Source organism: Acidovorax sp. Leaf160, assembly GCF_001424265.1.
Lineage (GTDB): Bacteria > Pseudomonadota > Gammaproteobacteria > Burkholderiales > Burkholderiaceae_C > Paracidovorax.
Genome location: NZ_LMOV01000028.1, coordinates 93,081 through 107,996 on the forward strand (window position 1 = coordinate 93,081; position 14,916 = coordinate 107,996).

Sequence of the window (14,916 nt, forward strand, 5' to 3'; positions counted from 1 at the left end):
CACTGAACCACGGCCAGAGGCAAGCCGATGCCGGCCTGCCTTGCCCCTGAGACGCCTGTTGCGGTCGACGCACAGGCGTTTTTTCTTTTGGGGCCCCCGCCTCGATCGATGGGCCCAACACGGCAAATCCATAAACCACCCCCCGGCCGGCCCTCGAATCGGGGGTCGCTGACCGACCCCTACAATCCCTGCTCTCCGCCACACAAACCGAAACATTTTCGAAAGTCATCCGTTGAATACCCACCCGGGGCCCGCAACGGCGGCCGACCTCTCCATTCCGCTCGTGGTCGACCTCGATGGGACCCTGATACTGACGGACATGCTGCACGAATCCGCGCTGCAGCTGGCGAGAACCCAGCCTGCCGCTGCGCTGCAGATGCCCGTCTGGCTGGCCAGCGGCAAGGCAGGGTTCAAGAAGCAGGTATCCGACCGCACGCATGCCCATCCTGCGTCGCTGCCTTTCAACGAACCCTTCCTGGAGTGGTTGCGCGAGCAGAAGGCGGCGGGGCGGTCACTGGTGCTGTGCACGGCCTCCGATGCATCGATTGCCCATGCCATCGCGCAACATCTGGGCCTCTTCGACCAGGTCATGGCCAGCGACGGCGTGCTCAACCTGTCCGGTAGCCAGAAAGCGAATGCCCTGGTCCAAGCCTTCGGGCCGCGCGGTTTCGACTACGCCGGCAACGCTGCGGTCGATCTGGCCGTCTGGAAGGTGGCGCGCCAGGCCATCGTGGTCAACGCATCGGCCAGCGTCACGGCGAAGGCACAGGCGCTGGGCAACGTGGCCCACGTGGTGCCCGGCGCCCCGGGCTCCCGCACCGTGCTGCTGTGGCTTCGCGCCATGCGCGTTCACCAGTGGCTGAAGAACCTGCTGCTCTTCGTGCCGCTGATGGCGGCCCATCAACTGCAGGATGTCGGAGCCCTCACCACGCTGCTGGAGGCTTTTCTCGCCTGGGGCCTGTGCGCGTCCTCCGTCTACATCGCCAATGACCTGCTCGACCTCGAAAGCGACCGGCAGCACCCGCGCAAGCGGCGCCGCCCCTTCGCGGCAGGCACGCTGTCTTCCCTGCAGGGCGCCATCGCCGTCCCGATCCTGGCGGGCGCCAGCTTGTACCTGGGCGCCCTGGTGGGCCCCGGGTTCCTGGCCTGGATGCTGGTCTACCTGGCGCTGACCTGGGCCTACTCGCTGTCCCTCAAGCGCATGGCGCTGCTGGACTGCATCACCCTGGCCTGTCTCTACACGCTGCGCATCGTGGCGGGGTCGGTCGCGGCCGACCTGCCCCTCTCGTTCTGGCTGCTGGCGTGCTCGGCCTTTCTCTTTTTGTCCCTGGCCTTCGTCAAACGCTATGCGGAGCTGCTGGTGCAGCGCGATGCCGGGAAGACGCGGGCCCATGGCCGGGGCTACGAGGTGTCCGACGCACCGATGGTGCAGTCCCTGGGCGTGGCGGCAGGCTATACGGCGGTGGTGGTGCTTGCGCTCTATCTGAACAGCGCTACGGTGCTGATGATGTACGACACGCCGGAGCTGATCTGGGGCACCGTGCCCATCATGTGTTTCTGGGTCAGCCGCATGTGGCTGTGCGCTGCGCGGGGCCAGATGCATGACGACCCGCTGGTGTTTGCGTTCAAGGACCGCGCCAGCCTCGTGGCGGGCGCGCTCTTTTGCGCGGTGCTGATGGCAGCCAGCGCGCATTACCCATGGTAGTGGCCCGCTCCTGGGGGCGGCTGTCGGCAGACGAGCACACGCTGAGCCCACTGACCGATCACCCGCCGAAGGCGCTTGCGCTGCCCGCAGGCGGCAGCGGCCTGGCGCACGGCATGGGCCGCAGCTATGGCGACGTGGCGTTGAACCCTGGCGGCACCCTCTGGTTGACCGCGCCGCAGGACCGCATGATCTCCTGGGACGGGGCCACCGGCGAGCTGACGTGCGAGGCGGGCGTTCTGCTGCGCGACATCCAGCAGACCTTCGTGCCCCGCGGCTGGATGCTGCCGGTGACGCCCGGCACGCAGATCGTCACCGTCGGCGGTGCCATTGCCAACGACGTCCATGGCAAGAACCACCATGCGCGGGGCTCGTTCGGCGACCACGTCCGCGCCCTCGAGCTGCTTCGCACCGACGGTGCGCACATCCGCTGCGGCCCCGAGCAGCACGCCGATTGGTTCGCCGCCACGGTGGGCGGCATGGGCCTGACCGGCGTGATCACACGGGCGACGTTGCGGCTGGTGCGGGTTCCCAGCGCCTGGCTGGACACGGAAACCCTGCCGTACGGCTCGCTCGACGCCTTCTTCGACCTGGCCGACGGTTCGGAGCAAGGGTGGGAACACACGGTTTCGTGGATCGACTGCCTTTCGGCGCGGGACAAGGGCCGAACGGTGCGCGGCATCTTTCTGCGCGCCAACATGGCTGCACCAGGCTCCGGCGAGGCATCCCTCGCGGCGCCAGCGCCATCCGGACGGCCGCTCACGGTCCCGTTCGCGCCGCCCATCTCGCTGGTGAACCGCGCCACCCTGCGGCCTTTCAACGCCGCTTACTACCATCTGAACCGCCGCCGCGCCGGCCATGCGCGCCAGCACTATGTCCCCTACTTCTACCCGCTCGACAACGTGCAGGAATGGAACCGGATCTACGGCCGCCCGGGGTTCTATCAGTACCAGTGCGTGGTGCCCCGCGCCTCGGGCCCGCACGCCATTGCCGCTTTGCTGCACGAAATCACCGCTGCAGGCCAGGGCTCGTTCCTGGGCGTGTTGAAGACCTTCGGGCACCGCGAATCCGTGGGCTTGATGGGCTTTCCCCAGCCTGGCGTCACGCTCGCGCTCGACTTCCCCAACCAGGGTGCGAAGACGCTGCAGCTGTTCGCGCGGCTCGACAGCGTCGTGGCAGAAGCTGGCGGCCGTCTGTACCCCGCCAAGGATGCCCGTATGCCGCGCGCCCTGTTCGAGTCGGGGTATCCGAATCTTTCGCGGTTCCTGCCGTTCCGCGATCCTGGCATCCAATCGGCGATGTCGCAACGACTGATGGGCTGGTAGGCGCCCTCCCTGGCGCCCTCGACCCCCACCCTTGAATCACCTTCCATGCAGACCGCACCGCACTTCAACACCATCGTCATCGTCGGCGCCACCTCGCTCATCGCCCAGCATTGCGCGCGCCAGTGGCTGCAGGCCAGCCCAGCCCGCCGGCTGGTGCTGGTCGGACGGGATGCCGCCAGGCTGGAGAGCGTCGCCAACGACCTCCGGGTGCGCGCCCCGCAGGCCACGGTGGACGTCGCCCTGGCCGACCTGACGCACGCGGCATCCATCGAAACCATGGCGGAACGGGTCCAGGCGCTGTGCACGCCCGACGCGGTGCTCATCGCGCACGGCGACCTGCCGGACCAGGCGGCTTGCCAACAGCAGCTCGCCGACGCGCAGGCGGCCATGGTCGTCAACGGCCTCTCGCCCGTCCTGTGCGCCGAGGCGTTCGCCCGCGCCATGCAGCCGATGGGCCGCGGCACCATCGGCATCATCGGATCGGTCGCGGGCGACCGTGGCCGCAAGTCCAACTACGTCTATGGCGCCGCCAAGGGGCTGGTCGAACGGTATGCCCAGGGCCTGCAGCACCGCTTCGCGGGCACGGGCATCTCCGTGGTGCTGATCAAGCCCGGACCGACCGACACACCCATGACCGCCCACCTCAAGGCCGGCGGCGCGCGGCTGGCGAGCGTGGAGTCGGTGGCCGCCGCCACCGTCGCCGGCATGCAGCGCGGCACGCCCGTGGTGTATGCCCCCGCCAAATGGGCGCTGATCATGCTGGTCATCCGCAGCCTGCCCAGGGCTATCTTCAACAAGATGGACATCTGATCCATGGGCTTGCGGTTTTTGCGCCGGCCGCAGTGGCCGCACTGGGCCATGGCAGCGCTGCTGCTCTACGGCGGCTGTTTTCTTCTGGCGACGGCCGTGGCCGCGTGGCGCGCCTACACGCCCGTGCCCATCTGGGACATGTGGCACTTTGTCAGCTTCCTGCACCAGCTGGCGACCGGCGCGGGCTGGCCCGCCTGGTGGGAGCAGATGAATGAGCACCGGCTGGTGCTGACCCGGGCGCTGTTCTGGATCGAAAGCCATGTGTTCGGCGGCCGGCTGGTGTTCCTCATCGCGGTCAACTACCTGCTCGCCCTGACCTCGCTGCTCACCCTGCACGCCTATCTGCGCGCACGCGCGGTGGCGCTCACGCCGTTGCAGGCGGTGTTGTCCTGGGTGGTCATGGGTGCCTGGCTGCTGTCGTGGGTACAACACGAAAACCTGGAGTGGGCCTTCCAGAGCCAGTTCTTCCTGGCGCAGCTGGTGCCGCTCATCGGCTTCTACAGCCTGTACCGCTCCACGCAGGCGGGAAGGCCCCACACCTGGTTCGCGGCTGCCTGCGCCCTGGGCGTGGTGAGCATCGGCACCATGATCAACGGCATCATGGCGCTGCCGATGATGGTGCTGTATGCCGTACTGCTGCGCATGGGCTGGCGCCGGGTCGGTCTGCTGCTGGTTCTGACGGCGGCATGCCTCGCGCTCTATCTGCTGGACTACCAGTCGCCGCGGGGGCACGGAAGCCTGCTTGCCACACTGCAGCAGCGACCCCTCGGCATGGTGCAGTACATGCTGCAGTACCTCGGCAGCCCGTTTCAACTGCTGCTGAGACAGGAAGAGAGCATGTGGGTGGGCCAAGCCTTCGGCACAGTGTTCATCGCCCTCGCTGCCCGCCAGGCGATCGCTGCGCTGCGCTCGCCCCGGACGCATGCTCTGGAGCTGTCGCTGCTGATCTTCATCGCCTACGTCGCGGGCATTGCCTTCGCCACGGCCGGGGGACGGCTCGGGTTCGGGCTGGTCACCGCGATCTCGAGCCGCTACACGACGCCCACCATGATGGCCTGGACCGCTCTTGCCATCCTCCATTGGCCCGCAATCTCGGCGCTCAGGGACCGGGCCAGGGTAGTGTCGGTGGTGCTGCTCGTCGTGCTGCTCGCGTTGCTCATGAAGACCCAGACACGTGCCACGCGCAGCACCGACGTACCCCACCTGCGCATGACGGCCGCGCTGGCGCTCCTGCTGGACGTGCACGACGCCCGGCGCACGGGCATGCTGGTCTGGGATGAAAGCTATGCAGCGCGGCTGGCCCGCATTGCGGCCGAGCACGGCATCGGGGTGTTTTCCCACGCCCCGCTGGCAGGCGCGCAGCAGGTGCTGGGACAGCGCGAACCCGTGCCGCCACCCGCCTGCCGCGCGACCATCGACAGCGTCCAGACCATTCCACAAGACCCGCGCTTCCTGCTGGTGACAGGCGCTCTGCTGCCGCACGGGCATGCCGTGCAGGCGTCCATCTTCGACCCCATCGCCCTGCACCTCCTGCAACCCGACGGCACGGCGATAGGCATGGGCCTCAGTGATCGCTGGCGCAAGCGGCATGTGGCGGGCGAAGGCTCGCCGCGCCTGCGCCACCTGACCTTCACCGCCTATCTCCAGTCCGCGCCTGCCAGCCTGCCAGCCACGCTGGTGTTGACCGCGCCGGGCACGCCCTGCTCGGTCACCCTGACGCTGCCGGCTCCGCAATAAGAGCGCCACGCCATCGCCCCGCCCCACGCATCCAACACGCCATGCATTCACCCAAGATCATTCTCCCCGGCGGCGCCGGCCTCGTCGGGCAAAACCTCGTCGCCCACCTGAAGCTCCACGGTTTCCACAACCTGGTGGTGATCGACAAGCACACGGCCAACCTCGCCATCCTGCGCCAGATGCATCCGGACATCGTCACCGAACTGGCCGACCTGGCCGAGCCCGGCGACTGGGCGCGCCACTTCGAGGGAGCCGACGCCGTGGTGATGCTGCAGGCGCAGATCGGCGCCCCGCAGCTCGAACCCTTCGTGCGCAACAACCTCACCTCGACGCAGCACATCCTCGCGCTGATCCAGCAGCACCGCATTCCGCACACCGTGCACATCAGCTCGTCGGTGGTGGAGTCGGTCGCGCAGGACCACTACACCGATACCAAGCGCAAGCAGGAAGAGATGGTGCTGGCCAGCGGCATTCCCTGCATCGTGCTGCGGCCCACGCTGATGTTCGGCTGGTTCGACCGCAAGCACCTGGGCTGGCTGTCGCGCTTCATGCGCAAGGTGCCGGTGTTCCCCATTCCCGGCAGCGGCCGCTACATGCGCCAGCCGCTCTACGCGGCGGACTTCTGCCGCATCATCGTGCGCTGCATCGAGGAACGCCGCGTGGGCGGCGTGTTCAACATCACCGGGCTGGAGAAGGTCGACTACATCGACATCATCCGCACCATCAAGTCCGCCACGGGCGCGAAGGCAGCCATCGTGAAGATCCCCTACGGGCTCTTCTACCTGCTGCTGAAAGTGTGGGCGCTGTTCGACCGCGACCCGCCCTTCACCGCCGACCAGCTCAAGGCCCTGGTGGCGCACGACGAATTCGAGGTGATCGACTGGCCGGGCATCTTCGGTGTGCGCGCCACACCCTTCGCCGAGGCCATCCACGAAACCTTCCACCACCCGGAGTACAGCCGCGTGGTGCTGGAGTTCTGATGAACGCCACCGCTTCCTCTTGCGCCGAACCCCAGGCCACGCCCGGCCAGCGCATCGCCGTGCTCGGCGCCGGCCCCATGGGCCTGGCCGTGGCCTACCAGCTCGCACGCGACGGCCACCGCCCCGTGGTGTTCGAAGCCGACGACCGCGTGGGCGGCATGACCGCGATGTTTGATTTCGACGGCCTGCCGATCGAGCGCTACTACCACTTCCACTGCACCTCCGACCATGACTTCCTGCAGGTGCTGGACGAGCTGGGCCTGGGCGAAAAGATGCGCTGGCGCGCCACACGCATGGGCTACTGGTTCCAGAAGCGCCTGCAGGCCTGGGGCAACCCGGTGGCGCTGCTGCGCTTCCAGGGCCTGGGGCTGGTGGCGAAGTTCCGCTACGGCCTGCACGCGTTCCTCTCCACCAAGCGCAACGACTGGAAGCCGCTCGACGGCGTCGAGGCCACGGGCTGGATCCGCCGCTGGGTGGGCGCGGAGGCCTACGAGGTGCTATGGCGGCGCCTCTTCGAATACAAGTTCTACGAGCACACGGGCAACCTCTCGGCCGCCTGGATCTGGAGCCGCATCCGCCGCATCGGCCGCTCGCGCTACAGCCTCATGCAGGAAAAGCTCGGCCACCTCGAGGGCGGCTCCGCCACGCTGCTGGACGGCATGGCCGCGGACATCCGCGCGCACGGCGGCGAGATCCGCCTCTCCACGCCCGTCACCCGGGTGCGTATGGACGCAGGCCGCGTGCAGGGCGTGGAAACGGCGCAGGGTTTCGAGGCCTTCGACAAGGTGATCAGCACCGTGCCCCTGCCCTTCGTGCCGCGCCTGATGCCGGACCTGCCGCAGGACGTGCTCTCGCGCTTCGCGGCATTGAAGAACATCGCCGTGGTCTGCGTGATCGCCAAGCTGCGCAAGCCCCTCACCGGGAACTTCTGGCTCAACGTGAACGATCCGGACATGGACATTCCGGGCCTGGTGGAATACAGCAACCTGCGCCCCCTGCCGGAATCCATCGTCTACGTGCCGTTCTACATGCCCGGCGAGCACCCCAAGTACGCCGAGCCCGACCAGGCCTTCCTCGACAAGGTGCGCCGCTACCTGCGCACCATCAACCCCGCGCTGCAGGACGAGGATTTCCTCGCGATGCGCGCGAGCCGCTACCGCTACGCGCAGCCGATCTGCCCGCCCAACTACCTGGACAGCCTGCCGCCCGTGCAGTTGCCGGTGCAGGGCCTGTGGGTGGCCGACACGTCCTACTACTACCCCGAGGACCGTGGCATTTCCGAGAGCATCGGCTTCGGCCGGCGCATGGCGCGGGACGCTGCCGCCGCAGCGCCGGCAGCGTCCATCACGCCCGCCACGTCCACGACGCTCCAGGCGGGCGCCTGAATCCCATGCTGGCCCTGTTCCGATCCCGCCAGTTCGTGGCCTTCCTGGTGACGGGCGGGCTGGCCGCGCTCGCCAACTTCGGGGCGCGCATCGTGCTGAACCAGTGGATGCCTTTTTCCTGGGCCGTGGTGCTGGCCTATGGCGTGGGCATGGTCACCGCCTTCGTGCTGGCGCGGGCCTTCGTGTTCACCGACAGCCGCCAGCAGACGCACAAGTCCGTGCTGTTCTTCGTGCTGGTCAATCTGGTGGCCGTGGCGCAGACCTGGGCCGTGAGCATGCTGCTGGCCCAGTGGCTGCTGCCGGCGCTGGGCGTGGATCGCTTCGTGCGCGAGATCGCCCATGGCGTGGGCGTGGTGGTGCCCGTCTTCACCAGCTACCTGGGGCACAAGCGCTGGTCGTTCTCCAACCGGGACTGATCGGCTCTGCCCTCAACCGCCTGACGGCCTTGGTTCGCCTCGCCATGCTGCAGCACGGTCTTCGGCCTTGCGCCTCGTCATCCGATGCAAGGCCAGCCCGCCAGAACGCCCGTCAGCCCTGTCGCCACGGCAGGCCGTGGAAGCGCCAGCCACCGCGGCGGTTGCGGTGGCCGTTCTCGTCGGGATCGCCCTCGAAGCCTTCCAGCACGTTGTAGGCGGCGATACCCAGTTCCGCCGCGCGCCGGGCCGCGGTGACCGAGCGCACGCCGCTGCGGCACAGCAGCACCGCCTTGCCGCCCGGCGGCACGGCCGCGCGCAGGGTGTCGTCGAAGGCCGGGTTGGGCGTCATGCCGGGCCAGTGCTTCCAGGGCGCGGCGATGGCACCGGGCACGAAGCCGACCCAGTCGCGCTCCGCGTCGGTGCGCACGTCGACCAGCACGGCCTCGCCCGACTGCACCCAGTGCCAGGCCAGTTGCGGCGACACGTCGCCCGCATAGCCGTCGGCGGGCCGAGGAGCCTCCAGCGCAGGCGAAGCAGCATCGGATGACGAAGACGAAGAAGAAGCAGCGGCGTCGGTGGGGATCGGGGTCATGCGCCGCATTCTGTCAGAGGCTTCGCCAGCCCCCACCGCGGCATGGTCAAGCCGGCCCAGGCGCGCCACCAGCCACCAGCCACCAGCCACCAGCCACCCCCCACCAGCCACCCGTCAATCCCAGAGCGGCGCCGGTTGGTCGCGCAACTGGTTGCGCAGCCCGGCGTAGTCGGGCATGACGCTGGCCACCGTGTCCCAGAAGCGCGGGCTGTGGTCCATCACCCGCAGATGGGCCAGCTCGTGCGCGACCACATAGTCGATCACCGCCGGCGCGTAGTGCAGCAGCCGCCAGTTCAGGCGGATGGAGCCGTCCGTCTTGGCGCTGCCCCAGCGGGTTTCCGCGCTCGACAGCCGCAGCCGCGTCCAGCGCACGCCGAGCAACGGCGCGAAATGGTCGAGCCGGCGCGTGAAATGGCTGCGCGCATCCCGCATCAGCCAGGCCTGGACGGCGTCGCGCACCTGCTCCGCAGACGCACTGCGCGACAGGCCGACGCGCAGGGTGCGGCCCGGCAGCGGACTGCCCTCCCCTTCTCGCTGGCCCTCGCTGCCGGGCTCGAACAGCGCGGCGCCCTGCCCGGTGAAGCCGTGCGTCGGGTCCAGCACCACCGTCAGCGGCGCGCCCAGGTACGGCAGCACGGCCCCATCGCGCCACACGATGCGGCCGCTGGCCTGCTTGTCCTGCCGCACCTGGGCTTCCGCCAGCTTGCGCAGGATCCAGTCCGACTTGTCGTGCAGCGCCTGCTCGATGCCGGCAATGGTGACCCAGCCGGGCGCGCGCACCGCCAGGCCGTCCGGGCCGACGGTGAAGCCGATGCTGCGGCGCCGGGCGCGCTGCAGCGCGTAGCCGACCAGCGCGTCGCCCAGCAGCACCTCGCGCTGGGCGCGGGGATGGCGAAAGATGGCCGGGGTCAGCAGGGTGCCCAGGGGCTCGGCCGCGGGCGCAACCGCCGGCCGGGTGCCAGCGGGGAGATGGCGATTTTCTATCTTTTTTATAGCATCAGAACCAACTGCATCAAGCGCCGGAGCCCGATTGGGCTCTGAAGTGGCCGGCGGGGTGTCCGCCGCCGGCGCACGCGGCGCAGAGGCAGGCGGCGCAGAGGCAGGCGGCTCGTCACCGGGCCCCGGGGACGCAGGGGTGCCGCCGCCCCAGAGATCCAGCGCCAGCTGCACCAGCCGCTGCATGGCTCAGCGCCCCGCCTGCCCGGGCCGCGCGCCCGCCGCGGCACCGTTCGTCGCATAGGCCTCGGGGTCGAGCCGGCGCATCTCGGCCTCGATCCACTCCTCCACTTCGCGCATCAGCTCGTCGGGCGACCGGCCGGTGGTCGGGATGACGCGGCCGATGGACACGTCCACCGTGCCCGGCCGCTTCACGAACGCCTTGCGCGGCCACACCTTGGCGGACGTCACCGCGACCGGCACCACCGGCACGCCGGCTTCGATGGCCAGGCGCGCGCCGCCGCTCTTGTACTGGCCGCGCTCGCCGCGCGCGGCGCGCGTGCCCTCGGGGAACATGATCACCCAGGTGCCCTGCGCCAGCAGCCGCCGCCCCTGGGCCAGCACCTTGCCAAAGGCCTCGGCGCGCTGGCCCCGGTCGATGTGGATCATGTCCAGGCTGCCGATGGACCAGCCGAAGAACGGAATGCGCAGCAGCTCGCGCTTGAACACGTAGGCCAGCGGCCGCGGCATGATCGCCGGCATCAGGAACGTCTCGTAGGTGGACTGGTGCTTGACCAGCAGCACCACGCCCTGCGACGGGTCGGTCGGCAGGTGCTCCATGCCTGTCACGCGGGTGCGGATGCCGATGAACCACCGCGCCGCGTCCACGCTCAGCTTGAGCCAGGCGCGGGCGATGCGGTAGCGGGACCGGCTGTGGCCACCGAACGCCCGCACGACCAGGATCGCCAGCGTGTAGGGCACCACGGTGACGGTCATCCACAACAGGTGAAGGAGAGACGCGAGAAAAGCCATGGCGGATTCGCTTGAGCGCGCGGTGGTGAAGGGTTTCGGGGCTCCGGCGCCCCGTCTGGAAGCGCAGGCAGCTATCGATTCAATAGCATCAAACGGCCACGAGCAGTCCGCCCGCATCGGGCGCATCGCCCGGGCGGGGTGCGGCGGTGGCCTCCAGCAGGGCGTCCACCAGCGCTGCCAGGCTGGCGTGCAGGCGGGTGCCGGCCGGCCAGTCCTGCGGCACGGGCTGGCCAGGCGAGAGATCGGCCGCGCGGCCGGTGCACACCCCATGCAGCTGCCGCGCCCCGATGGCCGCAGCCGCCTGCAGGTGGATCGCGCAGCTGCCGATGGCGACCACGTCGCCGCCTTCCACGCCGTAGCGGTCGCGGATCTGCTCCATCAGGCCCGGCAGGGGCTTGCGGCAGGTGCAGGGCTCGCTGTCGGCATGCGGACAGTAGAACACCGCGTCGATGCGCCCGCCGGCCGCCGCCATCAGCCGGTGCATGCGCGCGTGGATGGCGTTGAGCGCCAGCACGTCGAAGAGGCCGCGCCCGAGGCCCGGCTGGTTGGTCGCCACCACCAGGTGCCAGCCCGCCCGGTTCAGCCGGGCCAGGGCCTCGAAGGCGCCGGGCACGGGGTGCCAGTCGGTTTCCGAGGCGATGAACTCCTCGTCGCCCAGGGCATTGAGCGTTCCGTCACGGTCAAGGATGGCGATTTTCATGGCACGGCGCTCGTGGGTTGACGGACGGTGGACGGCGAGGGGCGGCAAGGCGGTGCGGGGCGACGAGCGTCGTCGGGCCGCGTCAGGCCGCCAGGCGCGAGAGGTCGGCCACGCGGTTCATCGCCACGTGCAGCCGCTTGAGCAGCCCCTGGCGGTTCAGGCGCAGGTCCAGCTGCTCGGCATTGACCATCACGTCGTCGAAGAACGCATCGACTGGCGCGCGCAGCACGGCCAGCGTCTGCAGGCTGGCGGTGAAGTCGCCGGCCTCGAACTGCGCATCGGCCTCGGGCACGAAGCGCTGCAGCGCGGCGTACAGGTCCTGCTCGGCCTTTTCCTGCAGCAGGTCGGGGTTGACGTGCGGGTCCACCGGGCCTTCGGCCTCGGCCTTCTTCAGGATGTTGCCCACCCGCTTGTTGGCGGCGGCCAGCGCCGGCGCCTCGGGCAGCTTGGAGAAGGCGCGCACCGCCGCCAGCTGCTTTTGCACCAGCGCCAGGCGCTGCGGGCGCAGGGCGATGACGGCGTCGACTTCCTGGGCGCTGTAGCCCTGCTCGCGCAGGCTGCCGGCCAGGCGGTCGTAGATGAAATCGGCCAGCGGCGTGCTCGCATCCTCGATCTTGCTGCCGAAGGCCGGCACGGCGCTGGCCAGCACGGCCTGCAGGTCGAGCGGCAATTCCTTCTCCACCAGCATGCGGATCACGCCCAGCGCGTGGCGGCGCAACGCGAACGGGTCGCGGTCGCCGGTGGGCAGGTTGCCGATGCCGAACATGCCGACCAGCGTCTCCAGCTTGTCGGCCAGGGCCACGATCACGCCCACGTTCTCGCGCGGCAGGTCGTCGCCGGCGAAGCGCGGCTTGTAGTGGTCCTCGATGGCATGGGCCACCTCGTGCGCCAGGCCGTCGTTGGCGGCGTAGTAGCCGCCCATGATGCCCTGCAGCTCGGGGAATTCGCCCACCATGTCGGTGACCAGGTCGGTCTTGGCCAGCAGCGCGGCGGTGTCCACGCACGACAGCAGATAGTCGCGGGCGATCTCGCCGTCGGGCGAATCCAGCTCGGGGTTCTGCGTGCCGATGCCTTCGAAGAGCTGCCCGGCGATCGCGCGGGCGATGGCGCGCACGCGCTCGACGCGCTCGCCCTGGGTGCCCAGCTTGTTGTGATAGACGACCTTGCCCAGCGCCTCGACGCGCGAGTGCAGCGTCTTCTTGCGGTCCTGGTCGAAGAAGAACTTGGCGTCGGCCAGGCGCGGGCGCACCACGCGCTCGTTGCCGCCGATGACGGCGCTGGCGTCCGAGGGGCTGATGTTGCTCACCACCAGGAACTGGTGCGTCAGCTTGCCGGCGGCGTCCAGCAGCGGGAAGTATTTCTGGTTGGCCTTCATGGTGAGGATCAGGCACTCCTGCGGCACGTCCAGGAATTCCTTCTCGAACTCGCAGACCAGCACGTTCGGGCGCTCGACCAGGGCCGTCACTTCATCCAGCAGCGCGTCGTCGTCGATCGGACGCACGCCGCCGCCCACGCGCTCGGCAGCCGCCTGCAGCTGGCGCACGATCTCGGCGCGGCGTTCGGCGAAGCTCGCGATAACGGCGCCTTCACGCTGCATTTGCTCGGCATAGCTGTCGGCGCTCTGGATGACGACCGGGTCCACGGCCGCCTCGAAGCGGTGGCCCTGCGTGGTGTTGCCGGCCGACAGACCCAGCGCCTTCACCGACAGCAGCACCTCGGTGCCGTGCAGCGCCACCAGGCCGTGCGCGGGACGCACGAAGTTCACGCTGCTCCAGCCGTCGGCCAGCTGGTAGCGCATCACCTTCGGGATGGGCAGCTTGGCGATGGCTTCCTGCAGCGCCTTCTGCAGGCCGTCGGCCAGCGTCGCGCCGCGGGCGGTGCTGTTGTAGAACAGCACGTCGGCCTTGCCGTCGTTCACGCGGGCGAGGCTCGGCACGGCCGAAGCATCGGCGCCCAGCGCGGCCAGCTTCTTCAGCAATGCGGGCGTGGGGGAGCCGTCGGCGGCCAGGCCCACGGCCACGGGCATCAACTTGTGCGAAACGGCCTTGTCGTCGGCAGCGGGCGCCACTTCGGTGATGTGGGCGGCCAGCCGGCGCGGCGAGGCATAGGCCGTGAAGCGCGCACCGGTATCGGTCAGGCCCTGGGCCTTGAGCTGCTCGAACAGCACGCCGGCGAAGGCGTCGCCCAGTTTCTGCAGCGCCTTCGGAGGCAGTTCTTCGACGAACAGTTCAACGAGGAGGTTGGGATAGGTCATGTGCTGGGTACTCCGCGCTGCGCCTCAGGCGGCCTTCTTGTTGTTGTTGTTGTGCTGCTGTTGCTGTTGCTGCTGCTCGGCACGGGCCAGGTCGGCCAGCACCTCGCCGGCCCAGTCCTTGGGCGCCATGGGGAAGCCCAGGCGCGCCCGGCTGTCCAGGTAGCTCTTGGCCACGGCGCGCGCCAGGTTGCGGATGCGGCCGATGAAGGCAGCGCGTTCGGTCACGCTGATGGCGCCGCGGGCGTCCAGCAGATTGAAGCTGTGCGCCGCCTTCAGCACCTGCTCGTAGGCCGGCAGGGCGAGCTGCTGCTGCATCAGGTGCTGGGCCTGTTTCTCGTGGGCGTTGAAGGCGGTGAAGAGGAAGTCCGCGTCCGCATGCTCGAAGTTGTAGGTGGACTGCTCCACCTCGTTCTGCTTGTACACGTCGCCATAGCTGAGGCCGTCGGTCCAGGTCAGGTTGTAGACGTTGTCCACGCCCTGCAGGTACATGGCCAGGCGCTCCAGGCCGTAGGTGATCTCGCCGGTGGCGGGCTTGCAGTCGATGCCGCCGACCTGCTGGAAATAGGTGAACTGCGTCACCTCCATGCCGTTGAGCCAGACTTCCCACCCCAGGCCCCAGGCGCCCAGCGTGGGATTTTCCCAGTCGTCTTCCACGAAGCGGATGTCGTTCTTCTTCAGGTCGAACCCCAGCGCTTCGAGCGAGCCCAGGTACAGCTCCAGGATGTTGGCCGGCGCGGGTTTCAGCACCACCTGGTACTGGTAGTAGTGCTGCAGGCGGTTGGGGTTCTCGCCGTAGCGGCCGTCCTTGGGCCGGCGGCTGGGCTGCACGTAGGCGGCCTTCCAGGGCTCGGGGCCCAGCGCGCGCAGGAAGGTGGCGGTGTGCGAGGTGCCGGCGCCGACTTCCATGTCGTAGGGCTGCAGCAGCGCGCAGCCTTGTTCAGCCCAGTACGACTGCAGCTTCAAAATGATTTGCTGGAAGGTCAACATGCGTGTTCTGGCATGGCCGGGGCCATGCGGTGGATGAGGGAGAAAAGCACGCGGGCGGGC

At 69.0% G+C, this 14,916-nt stretch carries 13 protein-coding genes; 7 read left to right on the forward strand and 6 right to left on the reverse strand.

Going from position 1 to position 14,916, the window contains the following annotated elements:
* Window positions 1–232 precede the first annotated feature (232 nt).
* The 7 genes from ASF94_RS18805 to ASF94_RS18835 are packed head-to-tail and all read left to right on the forward strand — an operon-like array spanning window position 233 to window position 8,355.
* Window positions 233–1,705 (forward strand): UbiA family prenyltransferase, encoded by a 1,473-nt coding sequence (locus ASF94_RS18805; RefSeq protein ID WP_082493415.1) that lies wholly within the window; start codon window positions 233–235, stop codon window positions 1,703–1,705.
* Complete coding sequence (locus tag ASF94_RS18810; protein WP_056670155.1) at window positions 1,699–3,027, forward strand: FAD-binding oxidoreductase; 1,329 nt, start codon at window positions 1,699–1,701, stop codon at window positions 3,025–3,027. The genes ASF94_RS18805 and ASF94_RS18810 overlap by 7 nt, the downstream gene beginning before the upstream one ends.
* Window positions 3,028–3,072: 45 nt before the next feature.
* Entirely contained in the window at window positions 3,073–3,837 is a 765-nt protein-coding gene (locus ASF94_RS18815) for an SDR family NAD(P)-dependent oxidoreductase (protein WP_056670157.1), read from the forward strand.
* Window positions 3,838–3,840: 3 nt separating this feature from the next.
* Entirely contained in the window at window positions 3,841–5,574 is a 1,734-nt protein-coding gene (locus ASF94_RS18820) for a hypothetical protein (protein ID WP_056670159.1), read from the forward strand.
* A gap of 41 nt (window positions 5,575–5,615) precedes the next feature.
* Window positions 5,616–6,554: an NAD(P)-dependent oxidoreductase gene (locus tag ASF94_RS18825; protein ID WP_056670162.1), complete on the forward strand. Its 939-nt coding sequence runs from the start codon at window positions 5,616–5,618 to the stop codon at window positions 6,552–6,554.
* On the forward strand, window positions 6,554–7,939 hold the full coding sequence (locus ASF94_RS18830) for an NAD(P)/FAD-dependent oxidoreductase (RefSeq protein WP_056670165.1): 1,386 nt from the start codon (window positions 6,554–6,556) through the stop codon (window positions 7,937–7,939). Before ASF94_RS18825 ends, ASF94_RS18830 begins: the two co-directional genes overlap by 1 nt.
* Before the next feature lie 5 nt (window positions 7,940–7,944).
* A complete protein-coding gene (locus ASF94_RS18835) occupies window positions 7,945–8,355 on the forward strand; it encodes a GtrA family protein (RefSeq protein ID WP_056670167.1) in 411 nt (136 codons plus the stop codon).
* Window positions 8,356–8,467: 112 nt separating this feature from the next.
* Here the strand turns inward: ASF94_RS18835 and ASF94_RS18840 are convergent, their stop codons facing one another.
* The 6 genes from ASF94_RS18840 to glyQ all read right to left on the reverse strand — a co-directional run bounded on the left by ASF94_RS18840 (window position 8,468) and on the right by glyQ (window position 14,856).
* A complete protein-coding gene (locus tag ASF94_RS18840) occupies window positions 8,468–8,947 on the reverse strand; it encodes a rhodanese-like domain-containing protein (RefSeq protein WP_156382599.1) in 480 nt (159 codons plus the stop codon).
* A 114-nt stretch (window positions 8,948–9,061) separates the two neighbouring features.
* Window positions 9,062–10,129, reverse strand: coding sequence for a M48 family metallopeptidase (locus tag ASF94_RS18845; RefSeq protein WP_082493416.1), 1,068 nt, complete (start codon window positions 10,127–10,129; stop codon window positions 9,062–9,064).
* Between the two features lie 3 nt (window positions 10,130–10,132).
* Complete coding sequence (locus ASF94_RS18850; protein ID WP_056670171.1) at window positions 10,133–10,915, reverse strand: 1-acyl-sn-glycerol-3-phosphate acyltransferase; 783 nt, start codon at window positions 10,913–10,915, stop codon at window positions 10,133–10,135.
* 88 nt (window positions 10,916–11,003) lie between these two features.
* Window positions 11,004–11,615, reverse strand: a complete 612-nt coding sequence (locus tag ASF94_RS18855) for an HAD-IIIA family hydrolase (protein WP_056670173.1) — start codon at window positions 11,613–11,615, stop codon at window positions 11,004–11,006.
* An 82-nt stretch (window positions 11,616–11,697) separates the two neighbouring features.
* A complete protein-coding gene (gene glyS / locus ASF94_RS18860) occupies window positions 11,698–13,869 on the reverse strand; it encodes a glycine--tRNA ligase subunit beta (RefSeq protein ID WP_056670176.1) in 2,172 nt (723 codons plus the stop codon).
* A gap of 24 nt (window positions 13,870–13,893) precedes the next feature.
* Window positions 13,894–14,856, reverse strand: coding sequence for a glycine--tRNA ligase subunit alpha (gene glyQ, locus ASF94_RS18865; protein WP_056670179.1), 963 nt, complete (start codon window positions 14,854–14,856; stop codon window positions 13,894–13,896).
* Window positions 14,857–14,916: the final 60 nt, after the last annotated feature.

Bases quoted from the DNA above. Each gene is read 5' to 3' on its own strand.
- ASF94_RS18810 (WP_056670155.1), top strand. From the start codon at position 1,699: ATGGTAGTGGCCCGCTCCTGGGGGCGGCTGTCGGCAGACGAGCACACG.
- ASF94_RS18835 (WP_056670167.1), top strand. From the start codon at position 7,945: ATGCTGGCCCTGTTCCGATCCCGCCAGTTCGTGGCCTTCCTGGTGACG.
- ASF94_RS18830 (WP_056670165.1), top strand. From the start codon at position 6,554: ATGAACGCCACCGCTTCCTCTTGCGCCGAACCCCAGGCCACGCCCGGC.
- ASF94_RS18820 (WP_056670159.1), top strand. From the start codon at position 3,841: ATGGGCTTGCGGTTTTTGCGCCGGCCGCAGTGGCCGCACTGGGCCATG.
- glyS (WP_056670176.1), bottom strand. From the start codon at position 13,869: ATGACCTATCCCAACCTCCTCGTTGAACTGTTCGTCGAAGAACTGCCT.
- ASF94_RS18845 (WP_082493416.1), bottom strand. From the start codon at position 10,129: ATGCAGCGGCTGGTGCAGCTGGCGCTGGATCTCTGGGGCGGCGGCACC.
- ASF94_RS18855 (WP_056670173.1), bottom strand. From the start codon at position 11,615: ATGAAAATCGCCATCCTTGACCGTGACGGAACGCTCAATGCCCTGGGC.
- ASF94_RS18840 (WP_156382599.1), bottom strand. From the start codon at position 8,947: ATGACCCCGATCCCCACCGACGCCGCTGCTTCTTCTTCGTCTTCGTCA.
- ASF94_RS18815 (WP_056670157.1), top strand. From the start codon at position 3,073: ATGCAGACCGCACCGCACTTCAACACCATCGTCATCGTCGGCGCCACC.
- glyQ (WP_056670179.1), bottom strand. From the start codon at position 14,856: ATGTTGACCTTCCAGCAAATCATTTTGAAGCTGCAGTCGTACTGGGCT.
- ASF94_RS18850 (WP_056670171.1), bottom strand. From the start codon at position 10,915: ATGGCTTTTCTCGCGTCTCTCCTTCACCTGTTGTGGATGACCGTCACC.
- ASF94_RS18825 (WP_056670162.1), top strand. From the start codon at position 5,616: ATGCATTCACCCAAGATCATTCTCCCCGGCGGCGCCGGCCTCGTCGGG.